Origin of the sequence: Corynebacterium drakensteinense (assembly GCF_041224285.1) — a bacterium.
GTDB lineage: Bacteria > Actinomycetota > Actinomycetes > Mycobacteriales > Mycobacteriaceae > Corynebacterium.
Genome location: NZ_JAXOFP010000007.1, coordinates 58353 through 73148 on the forward strand (window position 1 = coordinate 58353; position 14796 = coordinate 73148).

At 59.2% G+C, this 14796-nt stretch carries 13 protein-coding genes; 4 read left to right on the plus strand and 9 right to left on the minus strand.

What is annotated here, in order from left to right; translation table 11 throughout:
- Window positions 1–2: 2 nt before the first annotated feature.
- Genes U1140_RS05570 through U1140_RS05595 form a run of 6 tightly spaced genes read right to left on the minus strand, consistent with a single transcriptional unit; the run spans window position 3 to window position 8856 of the window.
- Window positions 3–602, minus strand: a complete 600-nt coding sequence (locus tag U1140_RS05570; protein ID WP_369846550.1) for a Na+/H+ antiporter subunit E — start codon at window positions 600–602, stop codon at window positions 3–5.
- Complete coding sequence (locus tag U1140_RS05575) at window positions 602–2356, minus strand: Na+/H+ antiporter subunit D (RefSeq protein ID WP_369846551.1); 1755 nt, start codon at window positions 2354–2356, stop codon at window positions 602–604. Before U1140_RS05575 ends, U1140_RS05570 begins: the two co-directional genes overlap by 1 nt.
- Entirely contained in the window at window positions 2349–2855 is a 507-nt protein-coding gene (locus U1140_RS05580) for a Na(+)/H(+) antiporter subunit C (RefSeq protein WP_018120773.1), read from the minus strand. Before U1140_RS05580 ends, U1140_RS05575 begins: the two co-directional genes overlap by 8 nt.
- Window positions 2855–5872: a Na+/H+ antiporter subunit A gene (locus U1140_RS05585; RefSeq protein WP_369846552.1), complete on the minus strand. Its 3018-nt coding sequence runs from the start codon at window positions 5870–5872 to the stop codon at window positions 2855–2857. The genes U1140_RS05580 and U1140_RS05585 overlap by 1 nt, the downstream gene beginning before the upstream one ends.
- Before the next feature lie 51 nt (window positions 5873–5923).
- Complete coding sequence (locus U1140_RS05590; protein WP_369846553.1) at window positions 5924–7321, minus strand: M20/M25/M40 family metallo-hydrolase; 1398 nt, start codon at window positions 7319–7321, stop codon at window positions 5924–5926.
- A 5-nt stretch (window positions 7322–7326) separates the two neighbouring features.
- Complete coding sequence (locus U1140_RS05595; RefSeq protein WP_369846554.1) at window positions 7327–8856, minus strand: M20/M25/M40 family metallo-hydrolase; 1530 nt, start codon at window positions 8854–8856, stop codon at window positions 7327–7329.
- Window positions 8857–9093: 237 nt separating this feature from the next.
- Here U1140_RS05595 and groL point away from each other — a divergent pair, with 237 nt between their 5' ends.
- From groL to ppk2, 4 genes are all read left to right on the plus strand, one after another.
- Window positions 9094–10740, plus strand: a complete 1647-nt coding sequence (groL, locus tag U1140_RS05600; protein WP_369846555.1) for a chaperonin GroEL — start codon at window positions 9094–9096, stop codon at window positions 10738–10740.
- A 500-nt stretch (window positions 10741–11240) separates the two neighbouring features.
- Window positions 11241–11411, plus strand: a complete 171-nt coding sequence (locus U1140_RS05605; RefSeq protein WP_369846556.1) for a hypothetical protein — start codon at window positions 11241–11243, stop codon at window positions 11409–11411.
- Window positions 11412–11493: 82 nt separating this feature from the next.
- A complete protein-coding gene (locus tag U1140_RS05610) occupies window positions 11494–11625 on the plus strand; it encodes a hypothetical protein (RefSeq protein WP_369846557.1) in 132 nt (43 codons plus the stop codon).
- Window positions 11626–11801: 176 nt separating this feature from the next.
- Window positions 11802–12701, plus strand: coding sequence for a polyphosphate kinase 2 (gene ppk2, locus U1140_RS05615; RefSeq protein ID WP_369846558.1), 900 nt, complete (start codon window positions 11802–11804; stop codon window positions 12699–12701).
- A gap of 2 nt (window positions 12702–12703) precedes the next feature.
- Here the strand turns inward: ppk2 and U1140_RS05620 are convergent, their stop codons facing one another.
- The 3 genes from U1140_RS05620 to U1140_RS05630 all read right to left on the minus strand — a co-directional run bounded on the left by U1140_RS05620 (window position 12704) and on the right by U1140_RS05630 (window position 14702).
- Window positions 12704–13030 carry a rhodanese-like domain-containing protein gene (locus U1140_RS05620; RefSeq protein WP_369846559.1) on the minus strand — a complete coding sequence of 109 codons (327 nt, stop codon included), beginning with the start codon at window positions 13028–13030 and terminating at the stop codon, window positions 12704–12706.
- 193 nt (window positions 13031–13223) lie between these two features.
- The gene (locus U1140_RS05625) at window positions 13224–14036 is read right to left on the minus strand and encodes an endonuclease domain-containing protein (protein ID WP_369846561.1); all 813 of its coding nucleotides are present in this window, start codon (window positions 14034–14036) and stop codon (window positions 13224–13226) included.
- 189 nt (window positions 14037–14225) lie between these two features.
- The gene (locus U1140_RS05630) at window positions 14226–14702 is read right to left on the minus strand and encodes an inorganic diphosphatase (RefSeq protein ID WP_018120783.1); all 477 of its coding nucleotides are present in this window, start codon (window positions 14700–14702) and stop codon (window positions 14226–14228) included.
- Window positions 14703–14796 lie beyond the last annotated feature (94 nt).

The following is a 14796-nucleotide window of genomic DNA, read 5'->3' on the forward strand; positions in this document are numbered from 1 at the left end:
GGCTAGGTCCTTTCGAAGATCTCGATCATGCGGGCTTCGAGGATTTTGACGCGCTCGATTTCTTGCTCGATGCGCTCGTCGTTATCCGCGTCGAGCAGGTGAATCGTCAGCGTGCGGTTGGCAATATCAATATCCGTGATCGCGCCGCCCGGCTGCAGGTTGTACAACGTGACTGCCAGGACCAAAACGAATTCGCTCGACACCCGCATCGGGGCGGTAACGATTGCGGTTTTCGGCAGCTCTTTCGGGCGCAGCGCCAGATAGGCCACGTGCAGTGAGGCTCTGAGCAGTTCGACAACGAATACCACCGAAAACCATGCCAGTTTGTGCCAGGAGACGTGCAGGCCAGCAACGGGCATCGCAGGCAGTGGTAGGAGGTAGACCACGAGCGTGCCGACGATTAACCCAGCGACGATATTGCCCCAGCTAATCTCGCCGACCAGGATGATCCACATGATCATCAACCAGGTGATAAACCATGGGCGGAAGCGGTTACGCAGGCCTTTAGGCACACGTTTTCTGAAGTGCGCTTCGCGGGCTGGGCTCTTCTGCGATTCATCGCGGGCCTGGTTTCCCTGCGAGCCCGGTGTCCTGGTTCTCATTAGGAATCGCCTCCCTTGCCGGATGTACGGGACGGTGTAGCAGACTCTGTGCGTTCTTCAGACTCTGTGTCTTCTGCAGACTCTTCCCGACGATCCTCACCGTCGTCGAGCCGCTCGAGTTCCAGGTTGCGCGTCGGCTCGCTCGGATCGGTTCCTAATACCGCGGTGCGGTAAATGTTGACGTCTTGGGTGGAATTGGCTGCACGGTCGGTGATGCTGGCGATAGGGCCAGCCACGACGCTGATCGTGGTGGATGCGAGCACCAGCATCGCGGTCGCTGCGATCATGCCGAATGGTGTGCGTCCGACGGATTCCCGCTCGGAGAACTCCACTTCCTGGGTGATATCCGCTAAAGGGGCGGGCCGGGCGATGGCCATGTTGCCTTCTGGGGCGTCTTTCCGGTCGCGGAGGAAGCCCTTGGACCAGACCATGACCATCACGTAGAGCGTCAGCAGGGAGGTCACCACGGCACCGCCGATCAGTACCCAGGACATCCAAGTATTGGCTTCGGCGCCAGCATGGAAGAGCATGACTTTGCCCATGAAGCCGGAAAACGGCGGGATGCCACCCAGGTTGAGTGCCGGGATGAGGTACAGCACGGCGATAATCGGTGCGGTATACATCAGCGACCCCAACCGGCGCAGCGACGATGTGCCCGCGTGGCGTTCGATCAGGCCGACGACCAGGAACAACGCGGTTTGCACCAAAATGTGGTGCACCATGTAGAAGATTGCACCGGATAGGCCTTGCGAGCTGTCTAGGCCGATACCGAAGATCATGAAACCGATGTGTGAGACCAGCGTGAACGACAGCAAACGTTTGATATCGTTTTGCGCCATCGCGCCCAAGATACCGATGAGCATCGTGGCTAGGGCGACGATCATCAGCAGCGAATCCAAGCTGCCGTCGGTGAACACGGTGGTGCGCATGCGGATGATGGCGTAGACACCAACCTTGGTCAACAGGCCCGCGAACACGGCGGTGACCAGCGATGGGGCGGTGGGGTAGGCGTCGGGAAGCCAGGAATCCAGCGGGAAAACCGCGGCTTTAATACCGAAAGCGACCAGCAACACGCCGAAAATAGCGGCCTGCGTGCCACCCGGAATATCTTCCATGCGCTGGCCAATCTGGGCCAGGTTCACCGTACCGACGGCCGCATAGGTTACGGCAATGCCGAACAGGAACACCATGGAGCTGGCCATCGAAACCATCACATAACCCACACCGGCACGAACGCGCGATGGGGAAGCGCCCAGCGTCATCAAGACATACGAGGCCACCAGGAAGATTTCGAAGCCGACGTACAGGTTGAACAAGTCACCTGCCAGGAATGACAGGTTCACGCCCATCGTCAGCAGCATGTACGACGGCAGAAAAACCGCGACGGGTTCATCCTTCGTGTCATCCCGGATGCCCTGCGCGATGGCGAACCACATCACCGCAAACAAAATGATAGAGCTGACGAACAGCATCATCGTCGACAAGCGGTCAGCGACCAGGGTGATGCCCAGTGGGGCGTCCCAACCGCCGATCTGCAGGGTTTGGATGCCTTCGCCGTCGACGACGATGAGCATGGTGGCCGAGAGCACCGCGAGTGCCAACAGGGTGAAGAACACGAAGGCACGCCGTACGTTGAGCATGCGTGGAAACAGCAGACACCCGGCCGCTGCAAGCGCGGGAAGGATCACCGGCAGCGGGATCAAAAAAGGCATGTACGGTAGTACTGCCTCGGTAAGGGATTCTAGTCTAGTCATCGGCGCCTTCCGTTCCTTTGGCGTCTTCGACGGGCTTTTCAAACGACTCTGGGCCGAAGCGGTCGCCTTCTTCGGTGGCGCGCCCGGTCTTCGGGTCGTCGGAGGCGTCGTGGTCTGGGCCTGCGGCAGCGTTGATCGGCCGGGCGGCAATTGCTGCGTCCTCGTGGTCGTCTTCCACGACGTCGGCAGAACGGTAGCGGTACTGGCGGTAAGCCAAGGAAAGCAAGAATGCCGTCAGCGCCATGGCGATCACGATCGCAGTCAGGATCATCGCTTGGGCCAGAGGATCGGCTTCCCGGTCCGGATAGAGCGAGGATTCGCTGCCGGTAATCGGTGGTGATCCGGCGGGGCCGCCAGCTTGCAGAATCAGCAGATTGGCGGCGTTGCCGATCAGCAGCAAACCAAGCACGATTTTCGTGACCGCGCGGTCGAGCATCAGATAGACCCCGGCGGCGAGCATCACCCCGGAGGCGAGTAGCAGGAACAGGTTCGCTTCCATTAGCTACGGCTCCTTTCTCCGGATTCTCCAGCGGTGGTGATTGCTTGTTGTTGTGTGCGTTTGGCAGCCTGCCGCTCGTTTTTGCGCTGTTCGTTTTTGCGCTTGAGGTTCTTCGCGCGATCACGTGCGCGCTGCTTGCGCTCTTCTTCTTCCAGATCCAGTTGCGTACCCAAGGAGGTGAGCACGTACATCGTCATGCCAATCACGATCAGGTACACCGCAGCGTCGAAAATCAATGCCGAAGGCAAGGAGACCGCACCGATGACAGGGATGTCCACCGACGCGTAGTACGACGTCAGCGGCGGATCGCCGAAGGCCATCGGTACCAGGGCTGAGCCGGTAGAAAGCAGCAGGCCGAAGAAGAACAGCCGTGCGGGATCGACGGGCAGGGTTTCTTCCAATTCAGCGCGACCACCGGCGACATAGCGCAAGGAAAGAGCCAGAGCAGCGACCAAGCCGCCAGCGAAGCCACCGCCTGGGGCGTTGTGGCCGGCGAAGAAGAAATACACCGATAGTGCCATCATCGACGGGAACAGCACGCGCGTGGCCACATCGACCATGATCGAGCGGTTTGCTGCACGTTCCGTTTCTACTTGGGCGGCCAACCAGCGGCGCGAAACCGCAGTGAGGATCGGCCGACGGGAATGCCGGACAAACGAGTTGGTGCGGAAGACCAGCGAGGCCACACCGAGCGAGGCGATGATCAGCACGATGGTTTCGCCCATCGTGTCCCAGGCGCGGAAGTCCACCAGGATCACATTCACGGTGTTCAAACCGTGCGAGATTTGTTCTGCCAGTGCTGGCATCGGCTCGGAAATTAATGGTGCCGTGCGCGCGTTCATGGCGAACAACGCGACGGTGACCACGGAAAATGCCACTGCGATAGACAGCCAGGCGCGGAAACGGTTGAACTGCGGGCTGCCGCGCCATTCCACATTGGTCGGCATTTTTCGCAGCACCAACATGAAAATGATCATCAGCACGGTTTCCACCAGCACCTGGGTCAAAGCCAGATCAGGTGCGCCATACATGGCAAAAATAAACGCCAAGAAGTAACCGGTGACACCGACCAAGATCACCGCCGACAGACGGTTGTGCATGACGGTCGCCGCGATCGCGGCAGCAATGATCGCTACCGCGGCCGCGGCTTGCCACGGTGATTCACCCAGGCTAAGCCGGATATTCGTCCGGTCACCCAACAGCAGTGCCACCAGAGGCAACACGGTGAGGACGACGAAAATGACACCCAGGTTGTACTGCAACGAACCGCGCTGGGTTGAGGCAGTCAAACGCAGCGAAATCCTCCGCAGTCGGTTCAGAATGGCGTAGTAGGCGTCGTTGGCGTTACCCAGTGCCGGATATTCGAAATAGGCCTTCGCCAGGGCGTGACGCTGCCAGTGGAAAAGACCACCAACGACCAGAATGCCCGCTGAAATTGCCAGTGGCACAGTCCAGCCGTGCCACAGTGCCAGGTCCGTCGCGTGCGTGGCTGCTGCACCGTGGCCCGCGCCAGCCAGCTGCGCATACTCGGAATCTAGGTGTTGATTAATGGCATTGGAGATGATGATCGGGCGCAGACCGAAGAAGATGGTCAACCCCACCAGTACTGCCGGTGGGCCCCAGAGCAGCACCGTGATTGGTTTCATCTGGGTGACTTCTTGGCATATGCCGCCGCCAGTAGGGTGGGTGGGTTTCTTGCTCGCAAACGCGCCGTAAATCACCCGGATGGAATAAGCGACCGTCAGCACCGAGCCGACGGTAATGAACACCAAGATCAGCTGGCGTGGCGTACCGAACAGCAGCTGCTCGTGCAGCACGGCTTCCAGGGCGGCTTCCTTGGCGACGAATCCTAGCATCGGGATCACACCGGCCATCGAGGCCGCTGCCAGAATAGCGATGGCTGCTAACAGCGGTTGCTTGCGGCCCAAACCGGAGAGATCGAAAATATCGCGGGTTCCGGTGGAATGGTCGATCGCGCCGACGACCATAAACAGCGTCGCTTTAAACAGTGAGTGCGCGACGGTCAGTGCCAGACCGGCCAGCATGGCTTCGCGCGAACCGATGGCCACGACTGAGGTGATAAAACCGAGTTGGGAGACGGTGCCGTAAGCCAGAATCAGCTTCAGGTCGCGCTGTTTCAGCGCCATCCAACCGCCCAGCAGCATGGTGAACAATGCCAGCGGAATGATCAAGGCGTGCCAGCTGGGCACCTGCGCAAAATCCGGTGCTAGGCGAGCAACCAGGTAAATGCCGGCTTTCACCATCGCAGCGGAGTGCAGGTATGCCGAGACCGGAGTCGGGGCAGCCATGGCGCCAGGCAACCAGAAGTGGAATGGGGCAATGGCGGATTTTGACAGCGCACCGACGATGACCAGCACGATGGAAACACCGATATACGGCACCTCGTTGAGTTCTGCGGTGGCCGCGAAAGCGCTGAGTTCCGAGAACCGCCACGTGCCGGTGGTTTGTCCCAGCAACACGATGCCCACCAGCATCGTCAGGCCACCGAGCACGGTGACCATCAAAGCCTGGCCCGCGGCACGTCGGGAAGAAGCCCGCTCGCCGTAGTAGGAAACCAGCAGGAAAGATAGAATCGAGGTGGCTTCCCAGAAAATGTAGAGCAGCAGGAAGTTATCCGAGGAGACCAGGCCCATCATGACGGTGGCAAAGGCCATCATTTGGCCTGCGAACATGGCCAGGCGTCGCGTCGTGGAAGTGAAATACCCCCAGCAATACAGCATCACCAGTGCACCCACCCCGGTGATGATCAGCCCAAACAATGCGGATAATGCATCGATGCGCAAATCGATATACAGCTGAATTTCCGGGACCCAGGCCAAGGAATATTCCAGCGTGCCCTCGTCAGTGAAAGTGCCGTCGACGAAATGCTGCAGCAACCAGAAAAAACCCACCGCGGGAACCACGGCGAGTAGGGCGAAGGCCGGGCGGCCCAACCAGCGGATCAGAAGCGGCGCCAGGATTGAGGCGCAGGCTAGGGAACCTAGCAGGATGAGCACAATTAATTCCGCCTCCCGTTTATTGCGCGCGGGCTAAAGACTTTTTCAAGTCTAGCGGAAATGGAGACGCGTCAACAGCAGAGCTTCTGCCAGTGCCAAGCGCGAAATTTCTTCAGGATCAACAGATTCGTTACTCGAATGTATGGCCGAAGCTGATTCGGCGACGCCGTACAGCCCGAACTCCGCATCTGGGAATTTTTCTGCCAACTTCACCGTTAGGGGGATGGACCCGCCGGTGCCGATCATTTCGGTCTCTTGCCCGTAGGCTTCGGCGATACACTCGCTGAGTAGTTCGAACAGCGCCCCGGAGGTATCAGCGGCGAACGACGGGTTGGCTGAGGTGATTTCGACATCGATGTGCGCACCCCAGCTGATGTTCTCCCGTAGATGTGCGGCAACTTTTTCTGCCGCCTGCTGGGTATCCACCCCCGGTGGCACGCGCAGGTTGAGCTGCGCCGACGCGGTAGCCGGCACGGCGTTGATGGCTTCTTCTACCGGGGTCGAGCTAAAGCCGGTGATCGTCACCGCCGGGCGCGCCCAGACCAGATCAGCCATCTCATCCTCGCTGGCGCCGAGCAGGTCGACGCCGTCGAGCAGTCCTGCGGCATCGCGGGCCTCATCCTCTTCGGCAGGGTAAGGGCTGCCGTCCCAGTTGCGGTGCTGCCCCAAACCGTCGACCGCGACTTGGCCGTCGTCGTCATGCAGTGTGGCCAGCACGCGCACTAGGGCAGCCACGGCATCTGGGGCCGCGCCACCAAACTGGCCGGAGTGAACGGGGGCTTCCAGCGTGTCGACGGTGACGGTCAGTTGCCCGCCACCGCGCAGGCTGGTGGTCAGCGTCGGCAAGCCCGCCTGTCCGGATGCGGTATCGGCGATGCAGATCAGGTCGGCGTCAAAAAGCTCGGGGCGTTCGTCGACAAGATCCTGCAAGCCCTGCCCGCCGCGCTCCTCGGAGCCTTCACAAACCAGAATGATGCCCGCATCGCAACCGCCGACGGCATCGACGGCGCGGATCGCGGCCAGGTGCATCAGCAGGTTGCCTTTGCAGTCGGCAGCACCACGCGCGTACCAGCGCCCGTCACGCTCGGTGAGGATGAACGGGTCGGATTCCCATTCCTCCGGGGTGGAAATATCGACGACGTCATGGTGGCAATACAACAGCACCGTCGGGGCGTTGTTTTTCGCCGCCCGCTTGCCGACGATCGCCGGTGAGCCGTCGCTGGTGTCGATGATTTCGGTCTCGAGGCCACGCTCGACCATGAGGTCGCGGATCATCGCGGCTGATCGATCCATGTCCTTGGCGTGTTCGTCATTCAGCGCCAGTGAGGGGATGGTGCACAGCTGCGCCAAGTCACCAAAGGTGCGCTGGCGTTGCGCGTTGATGTGGTGGCGCAGTGCGTGCGCGAGATGTTCGTGGTTTGGGTTGGACGGGTCGTGGTAGCTGGACACGGCGGTTACCCTTCGCTGTTGGTGCCAGTGGCTTGCGTGGTTTGCGTGGCTTGTGTGGATTCCGTGCCCTGCGAGTTCTGCGCAGCTTGCGCGGCTTGTGCAGTTTGCGCGGCTAAGCGGGTGATAAACAGCGCTTCGGTGGTGGCCAGGCGGATGATTTCTTCGGGGTCGACCGATTCATCTGGCGAGTGGATCGTGGTTTGCGGCTCGCACAGCCCGTAGACGGCGATATCGGCATCCGGGTTGGCTTCGGCCAACGCGGTGGTCAGCGGGATGGATGCGCCGTTGCCGGTGTTTTGCACCTCGCGGCCGAAAGCGGTGGCCATCGAGGATTCGAAAACGTCGAAAGCGGCGGATTCGGTGCTGGTAGAAAACGGGCTGAAGACATCTTCTGCCGTGACCTCGATGTGCGCGTTAAACGGCACGGCATCGCGGATTTGTTGCGCGGCAGCGTCGACGACGTCCTGGGTGTCCAGGTGGAACGGCACGCGCAGGTTCACCACGGCTTCTGCGTGGTGGGTGACTGCATTGACGACGTCGGAAGTTGGGCGGGAAGTAAAGGCGGTAATCGTCGCTGCTGGTCGCGACCACAGCTGCGAGGCAATTTCGGCGTCCGTGTCTTTGCCGTGCAGCCCGACGCCATCGAGAACGCCGGCATCAGAGCGGAAAGTTTGTGGGTCGTAGCTGGCGCCATCCCAGTGCCACTGCGGCTCGTCGGTGGGTTCGAAGCCGGTGATGACGGTGTGGCCGGATTCGTCGTAAAGCGATTGCAAGGCGCGCATCAAAGCCAAGGTGGCATCTGGGGCCACGCCGCCGAACAAGCCGGAATGGACTGGGGCGCGCAGCGTGTCGACGGAAACCTTGAGCTGCGCACCGCCGCGCAGGGCAGTGGTGATGGTGGGGGTGCCGGCGGCGACGTTTCCGCCATCGGCGATGAGCATGACATCCGCCTGGAACAGTTCCGGGCGCTGTTTAATCAGTTTGTCCAGGCCGTCGCCGCCCTGCTCTTCGGAGCCTTCGACGAGCACGCGCAGGTTGATTCCCAGATTGTCCAGACCGACGGTGGCATCGACTGCGCGCAGGCCAGCCAGGTGCATCGCCAGCGAACCTTTGCAGTCGGCGGCGCCGCGGGCATACCAGCGGCCGTCGCGCTCGGTCAGGGTGAATGGGTCTGCGGTCCAGTCGGTAGGATCGCCGGCTAGGACGACGTCGTAATGCGAGTACAGCAAGACCGTGGGGGCGCCTTCGATCTTCGGGCTGGATGCGAGATAGGTGGTGGAACCGTCGACGGTCTGGATGGCATCGACCTGCAGGCCGGCTTCGGTGAGTGCTGCGTCAACCCAGTTTCCGGCATTGGTGTGCTCTTCTTTGAGCTGTGGGTTGTCTGGCAGGTAGACGGAATTGAAAGCGATGAGTTCTGCGAGTTGCGAGAAAATCTCTGCACGCTGGCTGCGAATGTGCTCGGCCAAAGCCTGTTCGTTTTCTGCGGAGCTGAGATTTTCGGCAAAGCTGCGGTTGCTGCTGTCAATGTTCATGCTCGCTAACCTAGCAGGAAAGTTGCGCGAAACGCCGCCGGAAAAATCTTGCACTCGGGCGGGGTGAGTGCCAGAATGGTTGCTAGCACTTCCGGTAGTGGAGTGCTAAACCACTACTAATAGACCTATCACGCAGGTGAGGATGGTGCACACTCACACCATTCGTGCCGTCGCGGGCGCCTGGCGTGATCGTTCCCGTGAGTGTTGTCCTTCACCAATAAAAGGAGCACAAAACACATGGCAAAGCAGATTGCTTTCGACGAAGAAGCACGCCGTGGCCTAGAGCGCGGCCTGAACACGCTGGCCGACGCCGTCAAGGTCACCCTGGGACCAAAGGGACGCAACGTCGTCCTGGAAAAGTCGTGGGGCGCGCCAACGATCACCAACGATGGTGTCTCGATCGCTCGTGAAATCGAGCTGGATGAAGCATACGAAAAGATCGGCGCAGAGCTGGTCAAAGAGGTAGCAAAAAAGACTGACGACGTTGCCGGCGACGGCACCACCACCGCTACCGTGCTGGCGCAGTCGCTGGTGAAAGAGGGCCTGCGCAACGTTGCTGCCGGTTCCAACCCAATGGGCATCAAGCGCGGCATCGAAGCAGCCACCAAGGCCGTGGTGGAGCGTTTGCTGGAAACTGCCAAGGAAGTAGAAACCCAAGAGCAGATCGCTACCACCGCCGGCATTTCGGCGGCTGATCCTGCGATTGGCGAAAAGATCGCCGAAGCCATGTACACCGTCGGCAACGGCCAGGTGAACAAGGATTCTGTAATCACCGTCGAAGAATCCAACACCTTTGGTGTGGACCTCGAGGTCACCGAAGGTATGCGCTTCGACAAGGGCTACATCTCTGCTTACTTCGCCACCGACGTGGAGCGTGGCGAGGCTGTGCTGGAAGACCCATACATCCTGCTGGTTTCCGGCAAGGTTTCCAACATTAAAGAACTGGTTGGTCTGCTGGAAAAGGTCATGCAGTCCAACAAGCCGCTGCTGATCATCGCCGAGGACGTCGAGGGCGAAGCCCTGTCCACCCTCGTGGTGAACAAGATCCGCGGCACCTTCAAGTCCGTTGCCGTGAAGGCTCCGGGCTTCGGTGACCGTCGCAAGGCAACCCTGCAGGACATGGCTATCTTGACCGGTGGCCAGGTTATCTCTGAAGAGGTTGGCCTGTCGCTGGAGACCGCCGACATCTCCCAGCTGGGTACCGCGCGCAAGGTTGTCGTTACCAAGGACGAGACCACCATCGTGCAGGGCGCTGGCGAGCAGGCGCAGATCGACGGCCGCATCAAGCAGATCCGCGCAGAGATCGAGAACTCCGATTCCGATTACGACCGCGAGAAGCTGCAGGAGCGCCTGGCGAAGCTGTCCGGCGGCGTCGCCGTGCTGAAGGTCGGTGCTGCTACCGAGGTTGAGCTCAAGGAGCGCAAGCACCGCATCGAAGACGCCGTGCGTAACGCCAAGGCTGCTGTCGACGAGGGCATCGTCGCCGGCGGTGGCGTGGCCCTGCTGCAGGCTGCTTCCGCCCTGGATGCGCTGGATCTGACTGGCGACGAAGCCATCGGTGTGAAGATCGTCCGCGAGGCACTGTCTGCACCGCTGAAGCAGATCGCCTACAACTCCGGCCTGGAGCCCGGCGTCGTTGCCGATAAGGTTTCCCGCCTGAACCCAGGTGAAGGCCTGAACGCCGCTACCGGTGAGTACGTCGACCTGATGGCTGCTGGTATTAACGACCCAGTCAAGGTCACCCGCTCTGCTCTGCAGAACGCTGCTTCGATCGCAGCGCTGTTCCTGACCACCGAGGCTGTGGTTGCGGATAAGCCAGAGCCAGCCGGTGCTGACGCCGCTGCTGGTGCCGACCCAATGGGTGGCATGGGCGGCATGATGTAAGCAGCTGCCGCTGTATCGCTGCGCAAGCGCCGTTTCCTGAGTGATTGGGGAGCGGCGCTTTTTCTATTTGTAGGGTCAGAATCGGGTGAGTAAAGCTATGCGAAAATGATTTTTGTTTGCAATGAAATCACCCGAAATGGGGTGGATCACAGTGTGTCGATTCTCCGTGACTCTGAAGAAAACTGTGACAGAAAAATTAGCCCGTGGTTAACCTTGGCTGGTTCGGAATTCGCTGTAAAGCTGCTGAAATATAGCAATGAGCTGGCTATTTGTTTTGGTTAGCGTTTCCTTGTCTCTTGTGTGATCCGTGGTTGACGAATGAATATTCGGTGAACGGCAAAACTAATGGATATGCCAACTTTTTTATCTGGCGCTGCGTGGACAGAAACGCTTGACAATTTATCGTTCTGTGACACAATAAATCTCATGACGCCCTGGGGCGTCGGGAAATTGAACATCCACCCTGGGAGTGCCGGGGGAATCCTCATGAGGAGAAATTCATGAACGTTGAAATCATCCAGGAACAGCTGGGCAACGCTGTTACCTTCTTCAAGGCTTTCGAGAACATCACCAAGGGTCTGGAATTCTTCTATGACGGCGAAAACAACGGTTTTTCCAGCACCATCAAAGACGCCTTTAATCCACTAAGCGCTAAGATCAGCAGCGAGTAGTCCGAATATAAATTTTTGACGACTTAACATCGTTTGAAGCGGTGGCTGGTCGTTACCATTTCATCATCCCCAAGGAGACAACATGGAAAACCTCGTAGACATCTCGTCGAACGCCGTGAGCTTTTCGTCCGGCTTCAAAGGCATTTTCGAAGCTTTCAAGAACATCTTTGAAGGCTTCGAGGGCCTCGCGAAGCTGCTTCCAGGCGCTAAGTAATCCCATTGGCTAGATAGCCACCAGGGTTAAACTCCTCTTCCAATTCGGAAGGGGAGTTTTTGCGTCCCGGAAACCAACTTCAGTGCAATAGAACGTCGCAATACCGACTGAATAAAGTGTATGAACATTGCGTAAAGACCCGAGACAGAAACCACACCGCGGGCTAGACTGGCACCATGGCAGCCGATTTTGAAGACGAACTCCCCACCATCGACCTCGCAGAAACCGACGGCTACATCGTCGATGATTCCGACGAAGACGATCCCTCACTGATCACCCCCAGCGGCGAACCCGTCGACACGTGGCGAGAAAACTATCCTTACGACGAGCGCATGACGCGCGAAGAATACGAACGCACTAAACGCGCGTTACAAATCGAGCTGCTGAAATTCCAAAACTGGACGAAAGAAACCGGCCAGCGCCACATCATTCTTTTCGAAGGCCGCGATGCAGCTGGCAAAGGCGGCACCATCAAGCGCTTCAACGAGCACCTCAACCCACGCGGCGCACGCACCGTCGCGTTAGAGAAGCCGTCGCCACGCGAATCTACCTCCTGGTACTTCCAGCGTTATATCCAGCACTTCCCGGCTGGCGGAGAAATGGTGTTCTTCGACCGCTCCTGGTACAACCGCTCCGGCGTCGAACGCGTCATGGGCTTTTGCACCGAATCCCAGCACGCGGAGTTTCTGCGCGAAGTGCCGATGCTGGAAAACATGATTCTCGGCTCAGGGATATCGCTGACAAAATTCTGGTTCTCCGTGACGAAAAAAGAACAACGCACCCGGTTCGCCATCCGACAGATCGACCCAGTGCGCCAATGGAAACTTTCGCCAATGGACCTGGCGTCGTTGGATAAATGGGACGATTACACCAACGCCAAAGAAGAGCAATTCCGCTACACGGACACCGAAGAATCTCCGTGGATCACGATCAAATCCAACGACAAAAAACGCGGCCGCATCAACGCCATGCGGTACCTGCTCTCCAAATTCGAATACACGAACAAAGACCACGAGGTGGTCGGAGAACCGGACCCGCTGATCGTTCAACGCGGCCGCGATCAGATCGGGGACTAGCGCTAGCGCTCCATCGGAAGCTCAGCTTCTGCCCAAGCGGTGGTGCCACCCGCAACGCTAAAGGCGGTGGCGCCGATGGCCTGGGTCAAGTACTCGCAGGCCTTGGCAGAACGGCCACCGGATTTACAGATGACATAGACATCGTGATCAGTGTTGATCTGCTCGACGTAGTCCGTGAACTCACTCAACGGGAAGTTCACGGTACCGCTGGCATGCCCGGCGCTGTATTCGTCGCGCTCACGGACGTCGATAAACTGCGCGCCCGCAGGAACCTCGTGCACGGAAACTTCGTTGACAGTCACTTCTTGCTTGTTGCCTTCGTTACTCATGACACCAGCCTAGTGCGAAAAACTTGCGCTCGCGGTGTAACCGTGCGGTTACCGCGAGGCGCAAGTACCTGGGCGCAGGTGCTGGACTCAGGTACCGGCCACTGATGCCGGGTGCGGTTTAGTGGCGCGCGTGGTCGGCACCGCGGGTCGTTGGTTCTGCGAGTGGTTTGGTGGCGTTCGAGCCCGCGTCGGCTCAGTCCCACAACCGATGCCACAACCAGGGTGGGCGTGCAAACGGGCGCCTGCGTTTGGCAATGGCCCGCACGTGTTCCGCCACGAACTTCGGGTAATGGCTAATCGTCGTCGCAGTGTAATGCAGCGGCGTCCATCCACGATGGACGGCGTCGTTGAGTTTGTGGCGGTCCAATTCAAACTGGCGACGGTTTTCCGCATGGTGATAGGCAAAGCCGTCGACTTCGATGGCGATTTTGTAGTCTTCGAGTACCAGATCCCAGTGGTAAGGGCCGATCTTTACGTTATTGCGGACTGTGAAATGCTGCTCTAGCGCGCGAGTGAGTTGACGCTCCGGCACGCTATCGGTGCCGATGATTGCCCGGTTGAGTGCGCGTGTGACCTGCTGCGGCAACCGCTGGAAATCCTGCTTGTTCTGCTGCAGCCGTCCGGGCCCGTCCTTGCCGGAATAAAAGGCTTCCAAGAAGGCGACGGCTTCTTTTCCCGGCAGCGCCTCGACAGCTTGCAACGGGTTGCAAATATTGACGCCATCCCAGGTAAGCGTACCTTTCGGGCGGGCGCGTCGAGACGTGAAATACTCGCTCGGCGGCAGGGAAGACTCGCGCAAGACCTGTAGCGGAAACTGCAGTGGTTCGTCTAGATGCTTGCGTGCTGCGGATGCGCCGTCGAGCGCGCAGTCTGGCCACTGCTCGCTCATGATGCGCGCGAGTTGCTCCGGCGTGGGTTCTTCTGACAAGTAAAGCCCGTTGGCGATGCGGATTGCACCGTGCTGTTGTGCTTGCTGGGCGGCTCTTTTCCCCCGAAAAATGTGCACTCTTATCCCCCGAAAGTTTGCGAATTTGCGTTTTGGTGCGATTTTTACAAATAGTGGGCCTGAAACCCCCGATTTTCGCGGCCTATTTGTAAAAATCGCGCGAAACACATGAAACTCACGAATCAGGCCGCACGAAACGCACGCCGACGCGCCCCGTACGGACCCAAGCTGGCTATAACAAGCTACGACCTAGCCCTTGTAGCGCTCCAAAGCCTCTGCGTGAATCTTTTCTGCCTCGGCCTTGTCGCCCCAACCCGAACCGGTGACTTCCTTGTTTGGCTCCAGGTCCTTGTAGCGGGTGAAGAAGTGCTCGATTTCGTCCTTGGTGTGCTGGTCGACGTCGTCAATGTCTTGGATGTGCGCCCAGCGTGGGTCGTCGACAACTGCCAACAGCTTGTCGTCGCCGCCGGCTTCGTCAGTCATCTTGAACACGCCGACGATGCGCGATTCCACCACCACGCCCGGGAACACTGGCTCTGGCAGGATGACCAGCGCGTCAAGAGGGTCGCCGTCCTCGCCGAGAGTGTGGTCGATGAAACCGTAGTCAGCCGGGTAAGCCATCGGGGTGAACAGGTAACGGTCCAGGTAAACCTTGCCGGACTCGTGGTCGATCTCGTACTTGTTGCGGGAACCGCGTGGGATTTCAATGGTTACTTCCACACTCATTGCATCCACCTTTCTGTGTTGGAAATTCGAGGAACTCGATTGCACAGTTTACCTTCCTCGCCGCCGGACCTGCGCAGACCTGCGGCACCCATCC

Excerpts from the sequence above, each read along its gene's own strand:
- U1140_RS05570 (WP_369846550.1), bottom strand. The coding sequence starts at position 602 with ATGAGAACCAGGACACCGGGCTCGCAGGGAAACCAGGCCCGCGATGAA.
- U1140_RS05575 (WP_369846551.1), bottom strand. The coding sequence starts at position 2,356 with ATGACTAGACTAGAATCCCTTACCGAGGCAGTACTACCGTACATGCCT.
- U1140_RS05580 (WP_018120773.1), bottom strand. The coding sequence starts at position 2,855 with ATGGAAGCGAACCTGTTCCTGCTACTCGCCTCCGGGGTGATGCTCGCC.
- U1140_RS05595 (WP_369846554.1), bottom strand. The coding sequence starts at position 8,856 with ATGAACATTGACAGCAGCAACCGCAGCTTTGCCGAAAATCTCAGCTCC.
- groL (WP_369846555.1), top strand. The coding sequence starts at position 9,094 with ATGGCAAAGCAGATTGCTTTCGACGAAGAAGCACGCCGTGGCCTAGAG.
- U1140_RS05605 (WP_369846556.1), top strand. The coding sequence starts at position 11,241 with ATGAACGTTGAAATCATCCAGGAACAGCTGGGCAACGCTGTTACCTTC.
- U1140_RS05610 (WP_369846557.1), top strand. The coding sequence starts at position 11,494 with ATGGAAAACCTCGTAGACATCTCGTCGAACGCCGTGAGCTTTTCGTCC.
- ppk2 (WP_369846558.1), top strand. The coding sequence starts at position 11,802 with ATGGCAGCCGATTTTGAAGACGAACTCCCCACCATCGACCTCGCAGAA.
- U1140_RS05620 (WP_369846559.1), bottom strand. The coding sequence starts at position 13,030 with ATGAGTAACGAAGGCAACAAGCAAGAAGTGACTGTCAACGAAGTTTCC.
- U1140_RS05630 (WP_018120783.1), bottom strand. The coding sequence starts at position 14,702 with ATGAGTGTGGAAGTAACCATTGAAATCCCACGCGGTTCCCGCAACAAG.